This is a genomic window from Streptomyces sp. NPDC036984 (genome assembly GCF_055607665.1).
The window spans coordinates 1-4,025 of record NZ_JBVJRL010000065.1 but is presented as its reverse complement, the minus strand read 5'-3'; the positions used below and the strand labels follow the sequence as shown (position 1 = coordinate 4,025).

Annotated in this window: 1 protein-coding gene; it reads left to right on the top strand. The window is 73.9% G+C overall.

Annotation, left to right across the window (positions count from 1 at the left end; genetic code table 11):
- Positions 1 to 4,025 (top strand): type I polyketide synthase (locus ACZ7DL_RS38915; RefSeq protein ID WP_470781772.1); only part of this gene is annotated, 4,025 nt, incomplete at both ends.

Here is a 4,025-nt window from a genome sequence, read left to right as displayed (position 1 = left end):
CAGCTCACGGATCCTGCCTACTGGGTGGAGCACGTCCGCCGCCCGGTCCGTTTCGCGGAGGGGATCAGCGCCTCGGGCGGTTCGGTGTTCGTGGAACTCGGCCCTGGTGGTGCGCTGACCGGTGCGATCGCGGAGTCGGCGGGCGAGGACGCGGTCGGCGTCCCGGCCCTGCGCGACGACCGCGGCGAGGTGCAGACGCTCCTGCTCTCCCTCGCGGAACTGTTCGTGCGTGGCGCCGAGGTGGACTGGTCGGCGACCCTCCCCGAGGGTGCCACCGAGGCCCACGTCGACCTGCCGACGTACGCCTTCGACCACCAGCACTACTGGCTTCGGATGTCGGAGTCGATCGTCGACGCGGCGGCCCTGGGGCTGGCCGGTGCCGGGCATCCGATGCTGGGTGCGGTGGTGCCGTTGCCGCAGTCGGACGGGCTGGTCTTCACGTCTCGGCTGTCGCTGCGTACGCACCCCTGGCTGGCCGACCACGCCGTGGGCGGGGTGGTCGTGGTGCCCGGTGCCGGGCTGGTGGAGCTGGCCGTCCGCGCCGGTGACGAGGTCGGCTGCGGGGTGCTGGACGAGCTGGTCATCGAGGCGCCTCTGGTCGTCCCCGAGCAGGGCGCCGTACGCGTTCAGATCGCCGTCGGCGGGCCGGACGAGGCCGGCGCCCGCAGCGTGGAGGTGTACGCGGCCCCCGACGGCACCGCCGTGGCCGACGGGCCGGTCACCTGGACCCGGCACGCCACCGGAATCCTCGCGCCGGCAGCAGGCGAGGCGGCCACCGGCACCTTCGACTCCGAGGCCGCGACCGGCACTTTCGGCCCCGAGGCCGCGACCGGCACTTTCGGCCCCGAGGCCGCGACCGGCACTTTCGGCTCCGAGGCTGCGACCGGCACCTTCGACTTCACCGCCTGGCCGCCGCCCGGCGCGCAGCCGGCGGAGACGGACGACATGTATGCCGAGCTGGTCGCCCACGGCCATGCCTACGGCCCGCTCTTCCAGGGCCTGCGCGGGCTGTGGCGGCGTGGGGACGAGCTGTTCGCCGAAGCCGCACTGGCGGAGGAGGACCAGACCGAGGCCGACCGGTACGGCGTCCACCCGGCGCTGCTGGACGCCGTCCTGCACCCGGCCGTCCGTGAGGCCGTCGCCGGCGATGACGCTCAGGTGTGGCAGCCGCTGGAGTGGAACAAGGTCGTCCTGCACGCCACCGGGGCCACCGTACTGCGTGCCCGGCTGCTGCGGTCCGCCCCGGGCGTCCTCTCGGTCGAGGCCGCCGACGAGGCGGGCGGCCCCGTCCTGACGGCGGACGCCGTCACCCTCCGACCGGTGTCCGCCGACCACCTGGCGGCGGCGGACACCGCCCCGGGCGCGGACGACGCGCTGTTCCACGTGGTGTGGACCGAGCTGCCGGCGCGCCGGTCGGCCGCGGCGGCACCCGACTGGATCGCCCTGTCCGACCCGAGCGGGGTGCCTGCCCTGCTCGACGGCGCGGAGCAGCCGGCCGTCGCCGTGTTCGACTGTGTCGCGGCCGGTGCGGACGGCCGGGACGACATCGCGGCGCTCGCGCTGACCAGCAGGGCACTCGAAGTCGTCCAGGCATGGCTGGCCGAGCCGAGGCTCGAGGGAACACCCCTCGTCGTCCGCACCCGGGGCGCCGTGCCCGCGGGCGGGGACGCGGCCGTGACCGATCCGGCGGCCGCGGCCGTCTGGGGCCTGGTCCGGGTCGCCCAGGCGGAGAACCCCGACCGGATCGTGCTGCTCGACACGGACGAGCCGCAGGACGACGAGACCTTCGGGACCCTGCTCGCCGCCGCGCTCGCGACAGGCGAACCCCAGGTCGCCGCCCGGGGCACCACCCTGTCCGCGCCCCGCCTCACCCGCCCCGAACCCACCGCCGCCCGGGTTGCCTTCGACCCGGCGGGCTCGGTGCTGGTCACCGGCGGCACGGGCGTGCTGGGCGCGCTGGTGGCACGGCACCTGGTGGTGCGGCACGGGGTACGGCATCTGGTGTTGGTGAGTCGGCGTGGTTCGGCGGTTGAGGGTGCGGCGGGGTTGGTGGCCGGGTTGGCGGGGCTGGGTGCGGAGTCGGTGTCGGTGGTGGCGTGTGATGTGTCGGATCGTTCGGCGGTGGCGGAGCTGTTGGGTTCCGTGTCGGCGGAGCGTGCGTTGTCGGGTGTGGTGCATACGGCTGGTGTGCTGGACGACGGTGTGATCGGTGCGTTGACGCCCGAACGTCTGGCGGGGGTGTTCGCGCCGAAGGTCAGCGCGGTCACGCATCTGGACCAACTCACCCGGGAACTCGTACCGGATCTGGGTGCGTTCGTGGTGTTCTCGTCGGCGGCCGGGGTGTTCGGTTCGGCGGGTCAGGGCAACTACGCGGCGGCGAACGCGTATCTGGACGCGGTGGTGCAGCGGCGGCGGTCGTCCGGGTTGCCGGGTGTATCGCTGGCGTGGGGTCTGTGGGACCAGGCCACCGGCATGACCGCCCACCTGAACGACGCGGACCAGGCACGTATGAACCGCGGCGGGTTCCAGGCGATCACCTCCGACGAGGGCCTGGACCTGTTCGACGCGGCCCTGCGCACCGGTGACGCCCTGCTCGTCCCGATCAAACTGGACCTGCGGGCGATACGCGCCGAGGCCACGGCCGGTGGCGCCATACCCTCCCTGCTGCGCACGCTGATACCCCACAGCCGACGCGCCGCCGCCCGCATCGCCGGCCGCGGCAGCGGCCTGGCCGGCCGGCTCGCGGGCCTGGCCCCGGCCGAGCAGGAGACCCTGCTCCTGGACCTGGTCCGCACCCACGTCGCGACCGTCCTCGGCCACGCCGGCCCCGAGAACGTCAAGGCCGAGAAAGCGTTCAAGGACGCCGGCTTCGACTCCCTGACCGCCGTCCAACTGCGCAACCGGCTCCGCGAGGCCACCCGCCTCAGCCTCTCGGCGACCCTCGTCTACGACTACCCGACCCCGCTCGCCCTCGCCCGCTTCCTCGGCGACGAACTCGACGGACTGAGCGGCAACCGCACCAATACGGCGGCCCCCACGGTCGTCGTCGCCGACCCGGACGAGCCGATCGCCATCGTCGGCATGGCCTGCCGCCTGCCCGGTGGCGTCAACAGCCCTGAGGAACTGTGGCAGTTGGTGGCGGAAGGCCGCGACGCCGTCTCCGGCTTCCCCGTCGACCGCGGCTGGGACGTGAGCGACCTCATCGACGTCGACCCCGAGAACATCGGCACGTCCTACGTCGACCAGGGCGGCTTCCTCCATGAGGCGGGCCTGTTCGACGCGGGCTTCTTCGGTATCTCGCCGCGTGAGGCCCTCGCGATGGACCCGCAGCAGCGGCTGCTCCTGGAGACGTCCTGGGAGGCGCTGGAGCGGGCCGGCGTGAACCCGTCCGCCCTGAAGGGCACCGACGTCGGCGTCTTCTCCGGCGTCATGACCCAGGGCTACGGCATCGGCGGCGACATCCCGCCCGAGCTGGGCGGCTTCACCGCCACCGGCACCGCGGTGAGCGTGGCTTCGGGCCGGGTGTCGTACGTCTTCGGCTTCGAAGGCCCCGCGGTGACCGTGGACACCGCCTGCTCCTCCTCCCTGGTCGCGATGCACCTGGCCGCCCAGGCGCTGCGCAACGGCGAGTGCTCCCTCGCGCTGGCCGGCGGCGCCACTGTCATGGCCACACCGGCCACCTTCGTGGAGTTCTCCCGCCAGCGGGCACTCGCTCCCGACGGCCGCTGCAAGGCATTCTCCTCGGCCGCGGACGGCACCGGCTGGGCCGAGGGCGCCGGTGTGGTCGTCCTCGAACGCCTCTCGGAGGCGCGCCGCAAGGGCCATCGCGTCCTCGCCGTGCTGCGCGGCAGCGCGATCAACCAGGACGGCGCGTCCAACGGCCTGACGGCCCCGAACGGTCCCTCGCAGCAGCGGGTGATCCGCCGGGCGCTGGCGACCGCCGGCCTGGCGCCGTCGGACGTGGATGTGGTGGAGGCGCACGGTACCGGCACGGCGCTCGGCGACCCGATCGAGGCGCAGGCGCT